The following is an 18,425-nucleotide window of genomic DNA, read 5'->3' as shown; positions in this document are numbered from 1 at the left end:
AGGAAGTGAAAGCACTTTGAAAACGTGGAAAGTAAACCTCATTGTGCTTTGGTTCGGACAATTTTTGGTCAATTCGGGCATGACCATGATTACCCCATTTTTGTCTCTTTATCTCGCAAGAGATCTGGGCGTTGTTGGCGAACATGAAATTGGCATTTGGGCCGGATTTATTTTTGCAGCCAATTTCCTCACCTCATTTTTGTTCCAACCGCTGTGGGGCAAGTTATCAGATAAGTATGGTCGAAAAGTTATGCTGCTGCGTTCAGGATTCGGGATGGCCATCGTGATTGCCCTTATGGGTCTGGCACAGAATCCCTGGCAGCTTCTCTTATTGCGTTTGCTTAACGGTACAATCTCCGGTTTCAATCCTGCGGCTGTTGCGCTGATATCGGGTACCACTCCGAAAGACCGCATGGGTTTTGCCATGGGAATCAGTCAGTCCGGGCAGGTAGCCGGCACAATCCTGGGTCCGCTTATTGGTGGGTTGCTAGCGGATGCAGTAGGCTTCCGCCCCATTTTCTACATTACAGGTGGACTGATCTTTGTTGCTTCCATGCTCGCCATGTTCCTGGTGAGAGAGAAATTTGACCGTCAAGAAGCAGCTAAACTGCCGGCACAATCCGTATTGTCCGGTCTGAAGGAGCTGAACAAGTCACCTCAACTACCTGCACTGTTTGCTGTGACGTTTCTGTTGCAGTTTGCGATGATTAGCCCCATGTCACTCTTGCCGCTGTATGTGCAAAAATTGCATGGTTCGGATGTAAATGTGGCCTTCTGGGCAGGACTTGTCGGTGCAGTTACGGGATTATCCAATATGGCGATGTCTCCAATTCTCGGCAAGCTGAGTGACCGAATTGGTCCTCACAAGGTGCTGACGTTCTCCCTCATAGGAACAGGACTCATGCTTATTCCGCAGGCATTTGTTCAGACCGTGTGGCAGCTCATTCTTGTTCGTTTCATGATGGGTGTGTTCATGGGTGGCCTGCTTCCGAGCGTTAATGCCTTGATCCGTTCCTATACGTCCGATAGCATGATCAGCCGTGCATTCAGTTTTAATACGAGCACTCTGGCGCTGGGCAACATGCTTGGAGCGATCATTGGAGGTTTTATGGCAGGATTCATAGGGATCGAAGGTCTGTTTATCGTCTCTGGCGGACTGCTGCTGCTTAATATGGTTTGGGTCAGATTCAAATTGTATAACAAACCTGCTTCTATTCGGGAATCCTGATTCCCCATTCATCTCTATAACGAGTCCATCTTAATTTTTATTGAAAAAGCCGCTTCCAGCGCCTAATTGGCCTGAGAGCGGCTTTTGTCATTCATGTGCCATTCATTATTTATTTATTTATTTATTAGATTGAATTGTATCGGATAATGTTTCACACCAAATACAAAGGCACTTTGTATCGGTTGCAAGACTGTTTCCGGCACAAGCTGAATACGCTCCATGTGATGAAGCAATGTATGAAGAACTACCCGTGCCTCCAAACGAGCGAGTGGTGCCCCCAGACAAAAATGAATGCCAAACCCAAATCCCATATGCCTGTTGGGCTTGCGATCAGAGATGAAATCTTCCGGGTCTTCAAATTGGGCACTGTCCCGATTAGCTGCTCCAACCCAGGAAATCACCTGCTCTCCAGCTTGAATCGTCTGACCATTCAACTCTACAGTTTCCTTGGCGACCCGCCCAATCGCGACAATTGGCGGATAATATCTCAGCGTCTCTTCAATCGCAGAAGTAATCCGTTCAGGATGTTCGCGCAACTCCTGTTGTAGCTCGGGTTGTTCAGACAGTATACGAACCGCATTGGTGATCAGGTTGGTTGTTGTTTCATTACCGGCAGCAAGCAAGAGAATACAGAAGCCTACCACTTCATCTGCAGTCAACTTCTGATCATCAATCTCCGCAGCAAGCAGTAACGAGATCAGATCATCCTTTGGCTGCAACCGACGTTCTTCCATAATGCCAGTGAAATAGATATGCAACTCCTGCATATTTCTTTTTTTCTCCTCCAATAACTCCTGGAAGGCCTGCTCACTATCATCACGTGCGCCTTTCACCAACACATCAGACCAGTCTTTGAACTTTTGACGATCCGTCGCAGGGACTCCGATCAATTCCGCAATCACAATGACGGGCAATGGTGTTGCAAGGTCATCAATAAGTTCCATATGTCCTTCTGACAGGTGTGGAGCAATTAACTCATCTGTGATTTCCTGAATACGTGGAGCCAACGCTTCGATTGCCTTGGGTGTAAACGCCTGGTTCACCAGATCACGTAGCTGTTTGTGTTTGGGAGGATCTGTCGTCAACATGCTCGTATTGGCACGATCACGTGCAGAAGAGAACAGTTTCGGATTTTTCAATACGTACTTCACATCTTCATAACCGAAAACATCCCAACATTCTCGATGCTCATCATATCGGACTGGAGTGTTATCACGAAGTTCTGCATACACCTTGAAGGGAGATAACCTCTCTTCCAAAGTCTCCAGTTCCCGAATCGGAATGTAATTTGCATACTTTCTCGGTGCCTGTTTCATCGTTTCTCCTCCAATCAATATTATATATTTATTTACATATGTTGATCACCCCTATTATAAACATATCTCTATAACGAAACCAATCTTTAGACCATAATTGAGCCCCATTACCTAATTGCGCTACTACTATCCTCTCTTTCTGTTACCCACTTCTGATATGAGTCCCAATTCGACATTCTTTTATTGAAATACATCGTTTTATCAGGACAAAAGACTCATTATGTAATATTAACTAACATTAAAAGGGCTTATTTTCCTTCAAAACTACTAAAATCAGTTCCTTTCTATCTCTATATGAATGTATAATCTTTCATAATTCCTTATAAACAATCATTTTACTCTCATTATCTGCGAATGTAACCGATTACTCTATCATTATCTTTGTTTGTCATATTAATTAACATGAAATACAATCAATTTGAAATGGTATACATATTCTTCTTAACAAACTTAACATCACACTTACTTGAAGGAGAGTGCTATTCATGAGAAAAACATCCAATCTTCGTCCCTGGGCCGTATGGAGTACCGCAGCTTTAACAGCACTGACCATCTCATTGTCCCCCATTGGAACCTACGCTGCGCACGCGGCTACGGTAGAGGTGAAAGGCACAACAGGCGCTGTTCAGACAGCAACCACTACTCCAGCTCGCAATACTTCCATCCCTGCAATACCAGACTCTTCCAAGCAATCTGCACTCCCTAATGTATTGGTGATCGGAACTGGCGGAACGATTGCCGGTCAATCCGAGGATGCCACCAGCTTCCAGAATTACAAGGCAGGTACACTTCCCATTGGAGAGATGGTAGACGCATTACCGGATAAACAGAAGATTGCTGATGTTAGCACACTCCAATTCGGAAACTCAGGTTCAGGTTCCTATAGCATGACCGACCTCTATGACTTGTCGCAGACGGTAGACAAAGCTCTGGCAATGTATGACAGTGTTGTCGTTACCACGGGTACAGATACAATGGAAGAAATCGCGTATTTCCTCGATATGACGGTTCAGAGTGACAAACCTGTCGTGATCACAGGCTCCATGCGTCCATGGACTGTCATCGGTTCTGACGCTCAAGCCAATCTGTACAACGCAATCAAACTTGCAGGTAGTGGTCGTACCACTTCATTTGGCACAGTACTCATGTTGAATGACACAATCCAGCTTGCTCGTGGTGTAACCAAGACAAATGATTATCGAACAGATACGTTTGAAACGCCGATGCTTGGCGCTGTAGGATATATTGATGAAGAAAATATCAGAATCTACCGTGCTCCTGCACGTGCCTTGAAACCTGAGGGTACAGCAAAGCCCGTATTTGATCTAAGTAAAATCACAAAGGCAGATCTGGCCAAAGTAGAAATTGCGATCTCGTATCAGGAAGCTGGCGGTGGAGCCATTGAAGGATTCGTGAGCAGTGGTGCCAAAGGAATCGTGACTTCCGGCACCGGAGCTGGCGGCATCTCCAGAGCTATGGGACAAGCCCGTACCAAAGCCATTGAAGAAGGTGTTATCTTTGTGACCACCACTCGGACGGGTTCAGGAAGTGTATACGGCGGTGGCAAAGGTATCATTGCAGGCGACAACCTGAGTCCACAACAAGCTCGTGTATTATTGATGTTAGGCTTGTCCTTCAGTGATGATTTTGACACCATCAAAAAATGGTTTGAAACGTACGGGACACCTGAAGTATAAATAGAACGACTACAACGATATCTGTAAATACAAAGAAAGAGACGACACATTTTTGATCATTCAAAATGTTGTCATCTCTTTCTTTGTGTGTTTTTAGAAAACTCCGTACAAAATCACGATCACCATCACAAACATAAGAGCGTGAGCTCGTGTTTCATCGGAGTTTTATCTTTAGGAAATTTTCACTTTCACTTCACCCAGGCAAGTACCAGCCCATCGTAATCCGGCAACATCGTCGTCACCAGACGCGGGTCGCTTGCCATCTGTTCATTGAAACGGCGAACAGCTAGCACGGCCGGGCCCTGCTTGTCCGGATTCAGCGTACGACCACGCAGGAAACAATTATCACCTACAATGACAGCACCTGGCCGGGCCAGCTTAATGGCATAGTCAAGATATACCGGATAATTCTCCTTGTCTGCGTCAATAAAGAAAAAATCGAATGTGCGACCTTCCTGCTCCAATTGCTCCAGGCTGTCTGCCGCCGGGCCAATCCGATACTCGACCTTTTCGCCAAAACCGCCTTCTTCCAGATGACCACGCGCCATTGCCGCATATTCCTCTTTCAGTTCCAGCGAAGTCAGGGTTCCATTCTCACGCAAACCTCGCGCAATGCAGATCCCGCTGTAACCGCCCAGCACGCCGATTTCGAGCGCAGCTTCTGCTTGGGATGTCTTGGCTAGAAACGTGAGCAAACGTCCATACGCCGCCGCAACCGAAACCTCAGGCATGCCGTTCGAACGGATGGCCTCTTTCACTTTAAGCAAAAGGTCATCCTCTTGAAATAATTGATTTACATATTCATCAGGGGTCAGATTCACCACTAAAATCCTCCTTGGACACTTGGACTGCTTTCCATATGGATGCCAATGTTCTATAATAAATGTTTGTTATCAACACAGGCGGTTGACTGGTGCATCACCTCGAAGGAGGAATGCATACGTTCACCGCATTTCTCATTGTAAGTTTTTTCACGGAAAGCGGCAAGGCCGCACCGTTACTATACAGCAGAGAGAAGGATTTCCCTTCTCCAGCTTGAAATGGAGTTGAAATGAATCACATGGCTCAATTGCAATTGATTGCAACCTCGGCGATGGGACTCGAGGCTGTTGTTGCCCGGGAACTGAAACAACTGGGGTATGAAGATGTTACGATCGACAACGGCCGGGTTTTCTTTACAGGAGATTATATTGATATTTGCCGTTGTAATCTGTGGCTGAGAAGTTCGGATCGTGTATTGGTGAAAATGGGTGAATTCCCTGCTACAACATTCGACGAATTGTTTGAAGGCACCAAAGCACTGCCTTGGGAAGAGTGGATTCCAGCCGACGGCGAATTCCCTGTAGAGGGTCGCTCCCAAAAATCCCAGTTAAGCAGTGTACCTGCATCACAAGGGATCGTGAAAAAAGCAATCGTAGAGAAACTGAAGCTAACTTATGACACGGAGTGGTTCCCAGAGGATGGGTCTCGTTATGTGATTGAGGTCATTCTGCTGAACGATCGCGCCCTGCTTACTTTGGATACAACGGGACCAGGTCTGCATAAACGGGGTTATCGTAAACTCGTCACCGAAGCGCCACTCAAAGAAACACTTGCTGCCGCTCTTATTCAGCTCAGCCGCTGGAATGTATCCCGTCCATTCTATGATCCATGCTGTGGATCAGGCACAATGCTGATCGAAGCCGCTATGATCGGCTGGAACATTGCACCAGGACTTCGTCGGACCTTCAACTCTGAGGACTGGGCTGTCATTCCTGAAGAATTGTGGGAACAGGCGCGCGAAGAAGCATTCGATGCTGTGCGAGACGATGTCCCGTTACAGATTTCAGGTAGCGATATTGATCCGGAAGCAATTGAAGTTGCTATGGCAGCAATCAAGAGTGCTGGGTTCGCCAAAGATATTGAAGTCAGCGTCCTGCCCGCTCATCGGGCAAGACCACAGGGTGAATATGGTGTCATCATTACCAATCCCCCATATGGTGAACGTTTGAGTGAAGAAAAAGAAGTTCAGAAGTTGCTCCGCTCATTAGGGCGCAGTTACCTCGACATGCCAACATGGTCCTTTTTCGCAATCACGTCGACCAAAGCTTTCGAGGAGTATTTCGGTCATAAGGCAGACAAACGTCGCAAGTTGTTCAACGGACGAATTGAAACCCAGTACTATCAGTATTTGGGCCCATTGCCCCCACGAAATAAAGCACCACAATCTTCATAATCAATGCAAATACAAAGTGCTCCTGCCATCCATGGCTCGGGCACTTTTTTGTGCGCTAATCTGGTCATATGAATTCACCGACTTCGCTCTTCGATTCCGCAGAAATCAATTCTTCTGAGGCATAGTTGAAAACACATGAGGCCACGCTATAATGGATGGAGCCCTATTTTACATTCCGATAACAAAACAACAAAAGCAAGGAGGACATACATATGGTTGTCACTCGGCCTTCGCGCAGCTCTATGCCACGCGGGCTTCTAAACCATCCACTAACGTTATATCTTATTTTTCTTGTGCTCATGCTGCTCAAACTCATGTGGCTCCATCACAATCTTCACGCTTATAACATTACGATGGGACTGCTGGATAAAGTCATTGCCATTGGATCTTTACTACTCTTGTCCTTCTGGACCTGGTTGCTGCCACGTAGAGGCATGATCGTGTCTCTCGCCGCGCTTAACCTGCTGCTTACCGCACTAATCTACGCCGATATGGTGTATTATCGCTATTTCCAGGATTTTTTGACCATCCCGGTATTGTTGCAGGCGAGACAAGTTGACGCATTGGGTGACAGCATCGCTACACTGATCTACACAAGTGATCTCTGGTTCTTTGCCGACTGGCTTGTCGTCATTCCGTTCGCAGCTATCGTACTGTTCAGCAGAAGTTACCGTTCGAAGCACTCTAGTACATCTGTTACTGGTTACGGGAGTTATTCGTATAACGATGGCAAGGCACGGTTGCGCCGCCGTCTCACGGCTGGCAGTATTGCCCTTGTGCTGGGACTTGGCCTCGCCGTCGGCCCGATTTATTTTTATAGCAAAACATGGGCCAAAGGCCTGTTTGATAACAACTGGTGGAATGTATCCATGTATAATGTGACCGGACTGCTCGCTTTTCACGGTTATGATCTGTACAACTATGCCAAAGACCACATCGGCTCCGGGCCGCAGGCTGAACCCGCTGATGTTGAGCAAGCAAAGGCATTCTTCGCTGAAAGGCAAGGAACTGCCCCGCAGAATGATGCCTTGTTTGGCAAATATAAAGACAGCAATGTGATCATTGTCCAGGGTGAGGCTTTTATGAACTTCATGATTGGTCAGAGCATTGGCGGTCAGGAGATCACACCCCATTTTAATGAACTGATGAAGGAAAGTCAGTATTACAGTCACTTTTACCACCAGACCGGTCAGGGCAGAACGTCAGATGCCGATTTTGGCGCAAACATTTCCCTACATCCACTTCCGGTTGGATCAGCCTTTGTACGATATGCAGACCATACGTATGATTCCCTTCCTTCCATTCTGAAGGACAACGGGTACAGCACCAACGTATTTCACGCTTATGAGAGTGGCTTCTGGAATCGGTATACGATGTATCAGAACATGAAGTACGACAAGTTTTATAGTAAAAATGATTTTGCACAGGATGACCCGCTTGGCTGGTCCCTGTCTGATGAATCCTTTTTCCGGCAATCCGTTGAGCAAATGAGTAGTGAGGTGACCGAACCGTTCTATTCCTTCCTCATTACACTCAGCAGTCACCACCCATACGCCCTGCCAAAAGAGAAGCAGCAACTGGATGTAGGCGAGTTCCAGGGAACGATGTTCGGTGATTATCTGCAATCCGTTCATTACGTGGATTCAGCACTCGGTAAGATGGTGGAAGATCTGAAAAATCGGGGGTTATGGGAAAATACCATTTTTATGTTCTACGGAGACCACGACAACTCGATCAAGGAACAATCACAATACGAACAGTTCCTGGGACGTTCGCTGAACGAACTGGATATGGCACAGATCATGAACGAGGTTCCCCTGCTCGTGCATTTACCGGACGGAGCAGATGCCGGAACCATCGACGAACCTTCGGGACAACTGGACATCACGCCATCCGTATTGCATCTGCTCGGCGTGTCCGACCAGTCCTATTATCATATGGGCAACGACGTATATGACGGGTCTGCACGTACGGTTGTGCTGCGTAATGGCGCATTCTCGGATGGTTCTGTATTCTATATTCCATCGGATGATTATATCTATGAGAGCGGCGCTTGTTATGACCTGTCCACACGTGACAAAACAGATATCAATGCTTGCCGTCCAGGTCATGATGAAGCAGCCAAGCGATTACATGTCTCAGACACCGTAATTACCTATGATTTGATTCAGCGCTTTCGAGAGGAAGACAGTGGAGCAGCAACATCTCAATGATTAATATCGTAATGACAAACCAAACAATACACGAAATGAATTGAATTTGTATTTGCATTTAAAAAGGGGAACTTGTATTACATGACATTACACACTGAACCACTTAATATGGAACAGAAATTGTTCGATGCAGCCGCAGAATTTGTGAAGCAACGTTATCCTCAGGGATGGGGTGGCGCAGGTGCCGTCTATACTGAAGCCGGTTCCCTACTGATTAGCGTAGCGCCAGAGGTCATCAACGATGCCACACATCTATGTATGGAAACAGGGGCTTATCTGGAAGCCCACAAATTGAACGAACGCGTCACCCACTCCCTCTGTATCGCTCGTGATGACGAGCATTCAGAATTCAAGGTCCTTACACCTTGCGGTGTATGCCAGGAACGATTATTTTACTGGGGCGAAGACGTCAAAGCTGCCGTCTATGACCCTTCTGGTCAACTGGTCTTCAAGAGACTGGATGAGATTCAACCCTACCATTGGTCCAAAGCATATCGGAGTAAATAGTAATCTCCTTGCGAATTATAGAAAGTGGCTTTATAATTGTAACTATATCAGTTTCAACTATATGGATGATGGAGGTTTTCACATAATGAATATTGAGATATGGTCTGATTTTCTGTGCCCATTCTGTTATATCGGCAAACGCCGCCTGGAGAATGTACTACAACAGTTTCCACACCGCGATGAAGTGAAACTGCAATTCAAAAGCTTCGAGCTTGATCCAAACGCTGCATTGAACCCAGGCAAAACCAATTCGGAATATCTGGCTGCCAAATATAATATGAGCGTGGAACAGGCCAAAGGTATGAATGCCCAGATGAATGCCAATGCTCGTACGGCAGGACTGGAATACAATATTGATGCCATGATTCCTACGAACTCCTTCTCAGCTCACCGCTTGACACACTGGGCAGATACACAAGGCAAAGCGCTCGAACTGAGTGAACGGATATTCCAAGCTGTCTTTATCGAAGGTAAACATTCGGGAGACCCTGAAGTGTTGGCTCAGTTAGCAGAGGAAGTCGGCCTGGATCGAGAGGCAGCTACGGCAGTGCTGTCCAGTGACCAATTCACCGACAATGTCCGCGCTGACCAAGCAGAAGGCGAGCAACTCGGCATCCGCGGTGTACCGTTCTTCGTATTCGACCGCAAGTTCGCCGTATCAGGTGCTCAGCCTGACGAGGTATTCCTGGATGCCATTCAAAAAGCATGGGACGAGCGTTCCCCATTCACCATGGTTGAATCCAACACAACAGAAACAGACGGCAGCGGAGTCTGCACAGATGACGGATGCGAAGTCCCGAAAAAAAATTAAGCCACTTCACACACAAAAAGCAGCAGGATCAGGGGATATTTCCCGATCCTGCTGCTTTTTTATATACTACACACGACTCTAGCTCATTGTATATATTTGTGTTTGATGAACAGTTACTGTGGAGGGGACGGAATCGATTCTGAAGAAGCGAAGCGTGCGCCTTTGTATCCAAATTTTATCCTCTGAAAAGAGGAATCAAAAAAATTTGGAGACAACAGCGATCAAAAGAACGATTCCGTAACCGGAACAAACACAAGTAGTTCATCAAACACTATATTCAATTAGCGCCACCCACTTAATCCCAGAACAGTTGATCCGGATGTGGACCGGTCCGCTTATCTGAATCCAGCGCATCAATCTGTCTCAACTCATCCGGTGTCAATTCAAAGTCAAAGATGTCCGCATTCTCACGAATACGATCCGGGGTAACCGACTTCGGAATCGTTACAATCTGATTCTGAATGTCCCAGCGCAGAATAATCTGTGCCGGCGTTTTCCCATATTTCTGGGCCAGCGCTTTGAGGGTGGACTCTTGGTTCAGCTTGCCTTTCATAATAGGACTCCATGCCTCCAGTTGAATTCCCTGCGCCCCGCAGAAATCCTGAAGTTCCTGCTGGATCAGACCTGGATGCAGCTCTACCTGATTTACCGCAGGCACCGTTCCGCCCTCATCTATGATATCTTGCAAATGATGTACTTGAAAGTTACTCACACCAATCGCACGGATGCTTCCTTCGCTATATAGACGTTCGAATGCTCTCCACGTCTCCTTATACTGGTCTCTGCCAGGCCAGTGTATTAAGTAAAGATCAATCACATTCAGTCCAAGTGCCTTCTGACTGGCTTCAAATGCTCTCAACGTTGAATCAAATCCCTGATCCTCGTTCCAGAGCTTTGTCGTCACAAACAGTTCGTTACGGGCAACACCACTGCTTGCAATAGCTTGTCCCACTTCTTCTTCATTGCCATAGATAGACGCGGTATCAATACTGCGATATCCAACCTCCAAAGCGGTCTCAACCGCCTGTTGTACTTCCTTACCTTTTGCTTTATATGTTCCAAATCCTAGCCATGGCATCGTTACTCCGTTGTTCAGAATCGTACAATCTGTAATATGTTTTGTCATTCTGTACCTCCCGTATGGAATTTTGCCTGCTCTTGTTCTATTAACCTTCTCACAGAATTTTAAGCGACCATTCGACATACTGTCGGAGTAAACCCATGGACCCAGAGTCTTTGCAAAAGATATGAAAAACCCGCAAAGCATTGCTGCCCTGCGGGTTCTGATGTGACAGGAAAGTTATAAATCCCCTTGACCGTGCTGACTCTGGATTGAATTCAATCTTCTCTTCTCCTCGATGAACATTTCCTCTGCCAACTCAACACCTTGCCCTCCGAGTGAAAGCTCTGCTTGTCGCATCGCCTGCTCCGTGTGTGCCAGACGTCGTTCCGCCTGTACAATGGTCTGTGCCGTCGGATGAGACATGGCCTGAGATACAGCATAATGAAGCTTGTTCACCGCATTTTGCGCCTGAGATACGGTGGTATCGGCTTGCAAACTGGAATCATAACGCTTCGGCATGAGTATTCCTCCTTGGGATTATCATGTTCCTGTTACCCCTTTAGGATGGATAACACAAGCCTTCCTTATTCTTCTTTTGTGTTTTTATCGTAACTTTAGTTGATTTGGCTACGTTTATTAGATAATCATGCCGAATCAGGAGGAATTCATTTGAAGAAAATAATATTGACACTCTGCATGTTGCCCTTGCTCATTTGGGTACAAGGCTGCGCTCCTGCAACATACGAGATAGAAGGATATACAGCGTCATCCATGAACCCAGACATCCCGGTTCCAACCAATGCAAAGCTCATTGAAAACATAGCTTATTCCGATGATCCCAACCTTAAAAAAGGGGCTAAGTATGAACTGAAACATATTGGGGGTGAGCAAGGACTCTACCCGCCAATGGATTATTTTCAGAAGTTAGCGGATACAGGCTGGGTAGAATTGAAGGAAGAACGACTTGGACATGTACATTTCCTGAAAAAGGATATTACCGTCATTGCCATTGAAATTCAAGAAGATTCCTTCCAAATTACTGAAATGGTCAAAGGTGCTATGCAGTAACACATCCTTTCACTGTTACCCAAACGCAAAAAAAGGAGAGGCACGTAGCCCCTCCTTTGTGATGTGTGAACAGTTTTCGTCCACTCACCTTGTTATATCCTGTTACTTGACAAACTTTGCGACTTTGGCGAGCACTTCTTCTTCTGTCGGCGCACTGATATACCGACCATTAATAAAGACAAATGCACGTTTCGCGCAAGGACCGCAATAGGATTTGCACCCTATCTTGATCTCCGTGTCTGGAGCCATTTTTTGCAACTTGGGCACAATCGATTTCAGTCGAACATGATTACACTTTTCGCATACACGGATATCGTTAGCCATGAGTTCCCCTTCTTCGCGCCCTTAGTGGTCGCCGTGATTGCCTTGGGACGGATTCGTAATAACGAATCCCTCTTCCGGGAAGTAGAGATAGTCAATTTTAACACCGTTCAACAGAGGCTGGTCATTCGCAAGAATGACATCAATCTCTTTATCGGTAGATACAACCGTATCATTTTCTTTTGGTGTGTCGAGATCAAGCCCGTAGTGAGCATGGTCACCATGTGCATGTGTGATGACAACGCGCAGTTTTTTTCCTTCGTTCTCCGGCTTGTCCAATTCAAGCTTCAATACTTTAGCAGCATTACGCGTAATTTTGCAGTTCATTCTCTTCATCTCCTATATTGTAATTGCAGGTTTCAACAATTTCAGCATTCTTAAACTACAGCATCTATTGTAAAGAAAGTTACCGCTCTTCGCAATAACATTGATGCGAATTCAATGTTAAAATGATCCATTAGGTCGCAAATTAAGAAGGTGTCCCCTCCTGAAGCACAGGATATTTACGTTCAGCCCGGCTTACAAACCAGTTCATTAGAATCAAAGTGACCCCGATATCATCAATGGGCATAAACGGCATCACGTCAGGAAGTACCCAGTACAACAGCGCCGGAATAATAAACAACAGCTTTTCTCCCAAAGGAATCTGCGGAGCCCGGAGCAGCCGGGGGAGCCTTTTGAAAACTTGTGTCCATCGTTTGAACGACAGCAGTCTTCTCCACTTCATTTCGAATCCCTCCGTAACATTATATATGTCGCCGAAACGGCATATCCATCATTACCCGTTCGAAAACCATCCAGAACGAATGACTTAACATGCCATTATAAAAAATAATAAAAACGGAACGTCGCTCATAGCGTCCGTTCCTGTTATACGAATGATCTGCTGTTAAGTTTCACACCTTCATAATTCGGGGTCTTGCCTCATTGTCCATTGGATAACAGTTCAGCCAGCAACATTCCCACTTCTATACAGATATCATCAAACTGTTCTACAGGAAGCGGATTAACACCCAATCCAACTTCTACCGTGAAGCCCGGTCTACCGAAATCTTGGATAAACCAGTCCTTGTATCCGGCATCACTGCCACCGAGCTTCACCGCCTTGTACCCGGAAGCTTTGGCGAGTCTACGCGACAGCGGTCCACTCTCCCTGGGTTCCAGATCACGGTAGTTCCAATAGATCTCCTGGCCCTGACTATGCAGGGATACAACCGCATCAAATGTATGTTTCTGCGTCCACTGCGCAAGGGCCTGTGCCTCCGGTTCTGTCAATGGCGCTGTCCCTGCATAATCCCTGGGACCAGGTGAGGTCATACCTCTTCTCGCTGCCTCTTCATCCCAATGGGCGGGAAATTGATCATTCAGATCCACCCCTCTGATGTTGGCCTTCCAATGGGTGAAATGTGATCTGTCAGCATTCCAGGCTAACAACTGCTGTGCATGGGGGTGCTGATTGACCACACCTTCCTGAACCAGTTCGACCCCGTCCGGATTAACCATCGGAACTGCCCAGAGTGTCGTCTCTTGCATCCAGCGTTCTGTCTGGTATTGATGCCATGCCCCATGTGTACTATACGCCTCGGCATACTCTTCAATAAACTTCATCAGAACTGCTGTTGTCAACCACTCATTCGCATGAACGGAAGCATTAACATGGATATGTCTCGACCCTTGCCCAATACGCAAATAAGGAAGCGACTTTCCCATGACACTTGTTCCAATGGACCCCGTCTCAATAAACGGGTATCGATTCTCCAGCTTGTCTATATCCCTGATTAATTCTCGATAACCATACTCTCCCTGAATCTTTACAATAGTTTTTCCATTCGAAGCCGGAATATGAATACAGCGACCAACCCAGTCGGCTATGTTGGTAATTTCGGGATTGGCCTGGCGCAACACCTCTTCATCCAGACCAAATCTCCCTGCAATCTCCCCTACACTTTCTCCAGGCGGTACAGCGTATCTGCGACCTGTCCCGGGGACAATACGCAGCATCTGACCTGCCAGCAAGTATGGCTGGGAAGCCACTTCCGGGTTCAGTGCAGCAAGGAACTCTTTGCTCATATGGTGTGCTGACGCAATTCGCGGCAACGTATCTCCCCGCTGAACGATAATCCACTGCAGATCCATGTTGTTCTCCTTTCCACAGGAAAAGACAGGTCTCCTGTCCAGTTCTGACCAATCTCGTGTCTGTAACATATGTATGCAGATCGGGTTGTCCGTCATGTGACATGAATCATGTTTATCTTCGGTTAATGCACAATGACGACAAAAAATCCCGAAACTTCACAGTTCCGGGATAGTCCACAACCAAAATACATTAATTAAAAGTCTTATCCATGCATATTTTGAGTATAACTATGATAATTGCGTAACCTGCCAGACAACAGGGGTCTTGGAGATCTGCTCTCCCAACCATCGACGGGTGATATTCTGGAACATTCGCGGGTCACCCGTGCAGAAAAATTGATGTACCGGAGTCTCATCCCCACTGGCCAGCTTTCGTTTATCATATAAAATCGTACTGATTTCACGTGCCGTTTCATCTGCTGAACTGATTAACTTCACTTCCTGTCCCATAACTTCCTGAATCGTGTCCATGAGAAAGGGATAATGCGTACAACCCAGAATAAGACAATCTATTGGCTGTTGTTTGATCTCGCCCAATGATTGTTCCACCGTATGTGTCGTGTGCTCGGAACGAAATTCACCTTGTTCCACCAACGGCACCAGCGCCGGACAAGCCTGACTGACCACATCAATATAGGGGGACAACTGCTTGAGTGCCGATGTATACGCCCCACTACCTATGGTACCCGTGGTACCAATCACACCAATACGTCCTGTACGTGTCGCTGTGATTGCGGCCCGCGCACCCGGATGTATAACACCAATGACAGGCATATTCACCTTGGCACGGATATACTCCAACGCGGCTGCTGTTGCTGTGTTACAGGCGATAACGATAACCTTCGGATCGAATTGGATCAAGAAATCAACGATTTGTTCCGTAAATTGTTTTACTTGTTCGGACGAACGGGGTCCGTACGGTGTCCGGGCAGTATCCCCAAAATAAATGATCTTTTCCCGCGGGAGCTGACGCATCACTTCCTTGGCGACGGTCAATCCCCCCACACCGGAGTCTAATATAGCGATTGCTTGCTGCACGAACACACCGCTTCCTTCTTCATTGAATTGGTTCTCATAACGATTGTTTCTCAGAGCTTTCTTCCTACCGTATGAACATTCCGGCAAAAAGGTACCTACATCTTACCCGATTTCATCGCAGGGTTCAAATTAAATCCACGCGCTACGTCATCTATGTGTGGACACGCAACAAAGCAGGCTCTCCTCTAATTAGAGGAAAGCCTGCTTATCAAGCTTTTACTTAGTTGTCGTCCTTGGACTCATCCGCAGGAAGCTTCGCAACGATGTCAATTCCGGGTTCATCCACTGCTTTATCGATATCGTTATCAACAATGGCTGCCGATATGCGAATTTCTTTCCCTTCAGCGCAATTGCGCCAGGATTGAATATCCTGAATCACGACATCTGCGGTCTCTTTAACTTTGGATACGATCTGCGAACTTTGTTCTCCCACGATACCAGCCAGTTCCTGACCTTTCTCCGATACCTGACGAGCACCTTCTGAAATATCCTGACGAAGTTCACGTCCCGATTTCGGCGCCAGCAATAATGCCGTTACTGAACCAACCACGGAGCCAATAAGAGCTCCCCACAACAAACTTTTGTTAGAATCCTTCACGTCACATCTCTCCCTTTACTATTGTTTAAGTACCGGATCAGAAGCAACGGTCTGTCGCTCAGCCATCCGGGCGAATGCCTACTCTGTTGATGCATTATAAGCAGCACAGGCTTGACTTGACACTCCAGATGTTAAAAATAATCTGAACGCCCTTTTTGAATGGATGCAAATGACTTGGCTTAAACTCAGTTCTGACGAGCCGGCTCGAGATCAGCCACGGCATGCTCATCCCCCGGGTCCAAATCAATAACATATCGTCCAGGTGCAATCAATGCCGCCTGATGTTCACAACGCCAGCGACGTCCACCTGAAGAACCCAGCGTCTGTCCATCTTGCAGAACATCCCCCTGATCAAATATGTAATACGCTGCACCCAGTAAGGTCTGAGCCACCGTATCTGGATCAAGACCAACGAAGTGACACTGGACATCAGGTACACCCAGTGCAGACAATCCCACGGTATCCATGACCAACCCGCGCTGTTCCTCTGTACCTCCGGCTTGATACATTCGAACGTTCATGGCTGCATACAGATGTTCCTCACGTTCCTGAGCTTGTGTATATGCTTCCGGTTCAACCAGCTTATCACTGCCATACCAATACAGCGCATCACAGGTCAGACTCTCCATGATTGCCAGTACAGTCTTCTGAAACAGCTCCAGGCGCTGTTTACGAGGCATGGCAGCCGTGAACATATCATGTATCCGGATGGAGTACCGCGAAGCTTCTACAACTTGTCCCACTTCCGGCCAATGCCATGCTTGTTGCAGAGCCCCGCCAAAACGTGCACGATCTGCGATTTCATTCACAGGAAGCATGCAGGTCTGAGCAGGGATATCCCCTTCCTGAAAGGATACCTTATGGTCCAGATGATAGAAGACGAGCATCTCATGCTTTTGCCCTCCGCTCTCTTGTTTCACATCCAGTCGGACTTGTCCTGTATGACGAATCATCGCTTCCTGCAAACGCAGGCGATCTACCTCTGGACGTTCCCGGAACAAGAGTTCAACCATATACACCGGATGGAATCCGGAAGGTGTTTCATTCGTTTCGTTACTTTCAGTATTTACTTCATTGAATTCTTTTGATTCATTTTTCATGCGATTTCCCTCATTCCTTACGCTGTCCCTCAGTCTGTGCCGCATTGAAAGGACCAAGTTCTGTTTCCACGTAGGCGCTAACCTGAGTAGTAAAATGTTCAAGTATGCTTGGCAACTCTACGCTAAGCGGATGGAGCTCTGACCGCTCCCAACTGTAATAATCCTGCACCAGTGGCTTGCGTAACGTGACAAGCTGACGCAATATCTCATAGGTCGAATGATCAAAAACCTTTTCTTCATAATTAATCTGAATAATATCATCATAACTGCTCGCATCTCTCATGATGAAGCCGTCAATCAGATAACTTCCCACATCGGTAACAATCTCGATCGCCAGGTGAAGACAACGTTCCTGTACCATCCCCAGCATGAGACTGCCATCCCAAGCTTCTGCCGCCCCGCGAAGCCCTTCAGCTACTTCCGGTACAGCAGCAAGCCGGCGGGCAATCTGTTCTCTGTTCACATAATACATTCGTTCACTTCCCGTTCAGTGAGTTATCGGTTCCGTTTCCCTCTTCGCTTAAGCCAGAATATCATCACAGGACAAGCGATTAGAAACACAACAAAAATATATAGAAATTCCATAACGTCTCTTAAATCGCTCATGCAGAGTCCCCTTTATCTCAACGTAGTTTGAATGACAGATCAGATTTCGTAGTCCACTGCAATTGACTGTTCTCTGACTTCGTTCATGTACTTGATAACTTCCTGATGAAGCGGGTGTACCTGATACGCCTGGAGATCCTCCAGTGACGCAAACTCCGCCGTGAGTGAAATGTCGAACGATCTCTCCGAGCGAAGCACATCAATCCCGATTTCAAGTGAAACTAGGACATCAATTTTACCTTCCAGATTGCGAAGCACCTGGGCTGCAGCTTCAATACTTTCTGCTGAGCGATCTTTCATTTTGAACAGGACAATATGTTTTATCATCTGGGCAAGCACCTCATTTAATATAATAGTAGAAATGAATGAATTTTCATGTATCCAAAATATATCATAACGTTCTCTATTACGAAAGGATACTTGGAAACGTTCTCTTGATAAGAAAAACTAATCCGAACCGTTTCCTTTCGATTCGGATTTCTTTTGAGATCCATCCTCCGTCTGTTTT

The 18,425-nt window shown here is 46.6% G+C and carries 20 protein-coding genes; 7 read left to right on the top strand and 13 right to left on the bottom strand.

Features of this window, described 5'->3' with window-relative positions; translation table 11 throughout:
- The first annotated feature begins 16 nt into the window (after window positions 1-16).
- Complete coding sequence (locus MKY87_RS25905) at window positions 17-1,228, top strand: MFS transporter (RefSeq protein ID WP_017689411.1); 1,212 nt, start codon at window positions 17-19, stop codon at window positions 1,226-1,228.
- A gap of 113 nt (window positions 1,229-1,341) precedes the next feature.
- On the opposite strand, the gene MKY87_RS25900 is transcribed toward MKY87_RS25905, so the two are convergent.
- Entirely contained in the window at window positions 1,342-2,544 is a 1,203-nt protein-coding gene (locus MKY87_RS25900) for a cytochrome P450 (protein WP_338593522.1), read from the bottom strand.
- A 485-nt stretch (window positions 2,545-3,029) separates the two neighbouring features.
- On the opposite strand from MKY87_RS25900, the gene MKY87_RS25895 reads away from it, so the two are divergent.
- Window positions 3,030-4,241 carry an asparaginase gene (locus MKY87_RS25895; protein ID WP_338593520.1) on the top strand — a complete coding sequence of 404 codons (1,212 nt, stop codon included), beginning with the start codon at window positions 3,030-3,032 and terminating at the stop codon, window positions 4,239-4,241.
- Window positions 4,242-4,429: 188 nt separating this feature from the next.
- Here the strand turns inward: MKY87_RS25895 and MKY87_RS25890 are convergent, their stop codons facing one another.
- On the bottom strand, window positions 4,430-5,062 hold the full coding sequence (locus MKY87_RS25890; protein ID WP_340966783.1) for an O-methyltransferase: 633 nt from the start codon (window positions 5,060-5,062) through the stop codon (window positions 4,430-4,432).
- Between the two features lie 239 nt (window positions 5,063-5,301).
- Here MKY87_RS25890 and MKY87_RS25885 point away from each other — a divergent pair, with 239 nt between their 5' ends.
- The 4 genes from MKY87_RS25885 to MKY87_RS25870 all read left to right on the top strand — a co-directional run bounded on the left by MKY87_RS25885 (window position 5,302) and on the right by MKY87_RS25870 (window position 9,987).
- The gene (locus MKY87_RS25885) at window positions 5,302-6,456 is read left to right on the top strand and encodes a THUMP domain-containing class I SAM-dependent RNA methyltransferase (RefSeq protein WP_074094429.1); all 1,155 of its coding nucleotides are present in this window, start codon (window positions 5,302-5,304) and stop codon (window positions 6,454-6,456) included.
- Between the two features lie 212 nt (window positions 6,457-6,668).
- Complete coding sequence (locus MKY87_RS25880; RefSeq protein WP_340966781.1) at window positions 6,669-8,669, top strand: LTA synthase family protein; 2,001 nt, start codon at window positions 6,669-6,671, stop codon at window positions 8,667-8,669.
- Between the two features lie 81 nt (window positions 8,670-8,750).
- Window positions 8,751-9,176, top strand: a complete 426-nt coding sequence (locus tag MKY87_RS25875; RefSeq protein WP_338593515.1) for a cytidine deaminase — start codon at window positions 8,751-8,753, stop codon at window positions 9,174-9,176.
- Window positions 9,177-9,261: 85 nt separating this feature from the next.
- Window positions 9,262-9,987, top strand: a complete 726-nt coding sequence (locus tag MKY87_RS25870; protein ID WP_338593513.1) for a DsbA family oxidoreductase — start codon at window positions 9,262-9,264, stop codon at window positions 9,985-9,987.
- Window positions 9,988-10,282: 295 nt separating this feature from the next.
- On the opposite strand, the gene MKY87_RS25865 is transcribed toward MKY87_RS25870, so the two are convergent.
- Both MKY87_RS25865 and MKY87_RS25860 read right to left on the bottom strand, forming a co-directional pair.
- A complete protein-coding gene (locus tag MKY87_RS25865) occupies window positions 10,283-11,113 on the bottom strand; it encodes an aldo/keto reductase (RefSeq protein ID WP_339784769.1) in 831 nt (276 codons plus the stop codon).
- A gap of 174 nt (window positions 11,114-11,287) precedes the next feature.
- Window positions 11,288-11,569 carry a hypothetical protein gene (locus MKY87_RS25860; protein ID WP_036609724.1) on the bottom strand — a complete coding sequence of 94 codons (282 nt, stop codon included), beginning with the start codon at window positions 11,567-11,569 and terminating at the stop codon, window positions 11,288-11,290.
- A 150-nt stretch (window positions 11,570-11,719) separates the two neighbouring features.
- Here MKY87_RS25860 and MKY87_RS25855 point away from each other — a divergent pair, with 150 nt between their 5' ends.
- Window positions 11,720-12,118: a hypothetical protein gene (locus MKY87_RS25855; RefSeq protein ID WP_340966780.1), complete on the top strand. Its 399-nt coding sequence runs from the start codon at window positions 11,720-11,722 to the stop codon at window positions 12,116-12,118.
- Between the two features lie 102 nt (window positions 12,119-12,220).
- Here MKY87_RS25855 and MKY87_RS25850 read toward each other — a convergent pair whose 3' ends face one another.
- The 9 genes from MKY87_RS25850 to MKY87_RS25810 all read right to left on the bottom strand — a co-directional run bounded on the left by MKY87_RS25850 (window position 12,221) and on the right by MKY87_RS25810 (window position 18,244).
- A complete protein-coding gene (locus MKY87_RS25850) occupies window positions 12,221-12,442 on the bottom strand; it encodes a DUF1450 domain-containing protein (RefSeq protein ID WP_017689421.1) in 222 nt (73 codons plus the stop codon).
- Window positions 12,443-12,463: 21 nt separating this feature from the next.
- Window positions 12,464-12,766 carry a heme biosynthesis protein HemY gene (locus tag MKY87_RS25845; protein ID WP_036670085.1) on the bottom strand — a complete coding sequence of 101 codons (303 nt, stop codon included), beginning with the start codon at window positions 12,764-12,766 and terminating at the stop codon, window positions 12,464-12,466.
- A gap of 142 nt (window positions 12,767-12,908) precedes the next feature.
- Window positions 12,909-13,166 carry a hypothetical protein gene (locus MKY87_RS25840; protein WP_036670081.1) on the bottom strand — a complete coding sequence of 86 codons (258 nt, stop codon included), beginning with the start codon at window positions 13,164-13,166 and terminating at the stop codon, window positions 12,909-12,911.
- 197 nt (window positions 13,167-13,363) lie between these two features.
- Window positions 13,364-14,575: a M14 family zinc carboxypeptidase gene (locus MKY87_RS25835; protein ID WP_445669437.1), complete on the bottom strand. Its 1,212-nt coding sequence runs from the start codon at window positions 14,573-14,575 to the stop codon at window positions 13,364-13,366.
- A 228-nt stretch (window positions 14,576-14,803) separates the two neighbouring features.
- The gene (racE, locus tag MKY87_RS25830; RefSeq protein WP_036610949.1) at window positions 14,804-15,613 is read right to left on the bottom strand and encodes a glutamate racemase; all 810 of its coding nucleotides are present in this window, start codon (window positions 15,611-15,613) and stop codon (window positions 14,804-14,806) included.
- Between the two features lie 220 nt (window positions 15,614-15,833).
- A complete protein-coding gene (locus MKY87_RS25825) occupies window positions 15,834-16,211 on the bottom strand; it encodes a YtxH domain-containing protein (RefSeq protein ID WP_338593502.1) in 378 nt (125 codons plus the stop codon).
- Between the two features lie 185 nt (window positions 16,212-16,396).
- The gene (locus tag MKY87_RS25820; RefSeq protein WP_338593500.1) at window positions 16,397-17,311 is read right to left on the bottom strand and encodes a DUF4261 domain-containing protein; all 915 of its coding nucleotides are present in this window, start codon (window positions 17,309-17,311) and stop codon (window positions 16,397-16,399) included.
- A 10-nt stretch (window positions 17,312-17,321) separates the two neighbouring features.
- On the bottom strand, window positions 17,322-17,783 hold the full coding sequence (locus MKY87_RS25815) for a DUF86 domain-containing protein (protein WP_340908460.1): 462 nt from the start codon (window positions 17,781-17,783) through the stop codon (window positions 17,322-17,324).
- A 173-nt stretch (window positions 17,784-17,956) separates the two neighbouring features.
- Window positions 17,957-18,244: a Dabb family protein gene (locus tag MKY87_RS25810; RefSeq protein WP_017689429.1), complete on the bottom strand. Its 288-nt coding sequence runs from the start codon at window positions 18,242-18,244 to the stop codon at window positions 17,957-17,959.
- Window positions 18,245-18,425: the final 181 nt, after the last annotated feature.

The organism is Paenibacillus sp. FSL R7-0198 (assembly GCF_038000415.1).
GTDB lineage: Bacteria > Bacillota > Bacilli > Paenibacillales > Paenibacillaceae > Paenibacillus.
Note: the sequence above shows the minus strand (reverse complement) of the source record. Positions and strands in the feature narration are given on the sequence as shown.

Excerpts from the sequence above, each read along its gene's own strand:
- MKY87_RS25900 (WP_338593522.1), bottom strand. The coding sequence starts at position 2,544 with ATGAAACAGGCACCGAGAAAGTATGCAAATTACATTCCGATTCGGGAA.
- MKY87_RS25895 (WP_338593520.1), top strand. The coding sequence starts at position 3,030 with ATGAGAAAAACATCCAATCTTCGTCCCTGGGCCGTATGGAGTACCGCA.
- MKY87_RS25885 (WP_074094429.1), top strand. The coding sequence starts at position 5,302 with ATGGCTCAATTGCAATTGATTGCAACCTCGGCGATGGGACTCGAGGCT.
- MKY87_RS25880 (WP_340966781.1), top strand. The coding sequence starts at position 6,669 with ATGGTTGTCACTCGGCCTTCGCGCAGCTCTATGCCACGCGGGCTTCTA.
- MKY87_RS25875 (WP_338593515.1), top strand. The coding sequence starts at position 8,751 with ATGACATTACACACTGAACCACTTAATATGGAACAGAAATTGTTCGAT.
- MKY87_RS25870 (WP_338593513.1), top strand. The coding sequence starts at position 9,262 with ATGAATATTGAGATATGGTCTGATTTTCTGTGCCCATTCTGTTATATC.
- MKY87_RS25865 (WP_339784769.1), bottom strand. The coding sequence starts at position 11,113 with ATGACAAAACATATTACAGATTGTACGATTCTGAACAACGGAGTAACG.
- MKY87_RS25860 (WP_036609724.1), bottom strand. The coding sequence starts at position 11,569 with ATGCCGAAGCGTTATGATTCCAGTTTGCAAGCCGATACCACCGTATCT.
- MKY87_RS25850 (WP_017689421.1), bottom strand. The coding sequence starts at position 12,442 with ATGGCTAACGATATCCGTGTATGCGAAAAGTGTAATCATGTTCGACTG.
- MKY87_RS25845 (WP_036670085.1), bottom strand. The coding sequence starts at position 12,766 with ATGAACTGCAAAATTACGCGTAATGCTGCTAAAGTATTGAAGCTTGAA.
- MKY87_RS25840 (WP_036670081.1), bottom strand. The coding sequence starts at position 13,166 with ATGAAGTGGAGAAGACTGCTGTCGTTCAAACGATGGACACAAGTTTTC.
- MKY87_RS25835 (WP_445669437.1), bottom strand. The coding sequence starts at position 14,575 with ATGGATCTGCAGTGGATTATCGTTCAGCGGGGAGATACGTTGCCGCGA.
- MKY87_RS25820 (WP_338593500.1), bottom strand. The coding sequence starts at position 17,311 with ATGAAAAATGAATCAAAAGAATTCAATGAAGTAAATACTGAAAGTAAC.
- MKY87_RS25815 (WP_340908460.1), bottom strand. The coding sequence starts at position 17,783 with ATGTATTATGTGAACAGAGAACAGATTGCCCGCCGGCTTGCTGCTGTA.
- MKY87_RS25810 (WP_017689429.1), bottom strand. The coding sequence starts at position 18,244 with ATGATAAAACATATTGTCCTGTTCAAAATGAAAGATCGCTCAGCAGAA.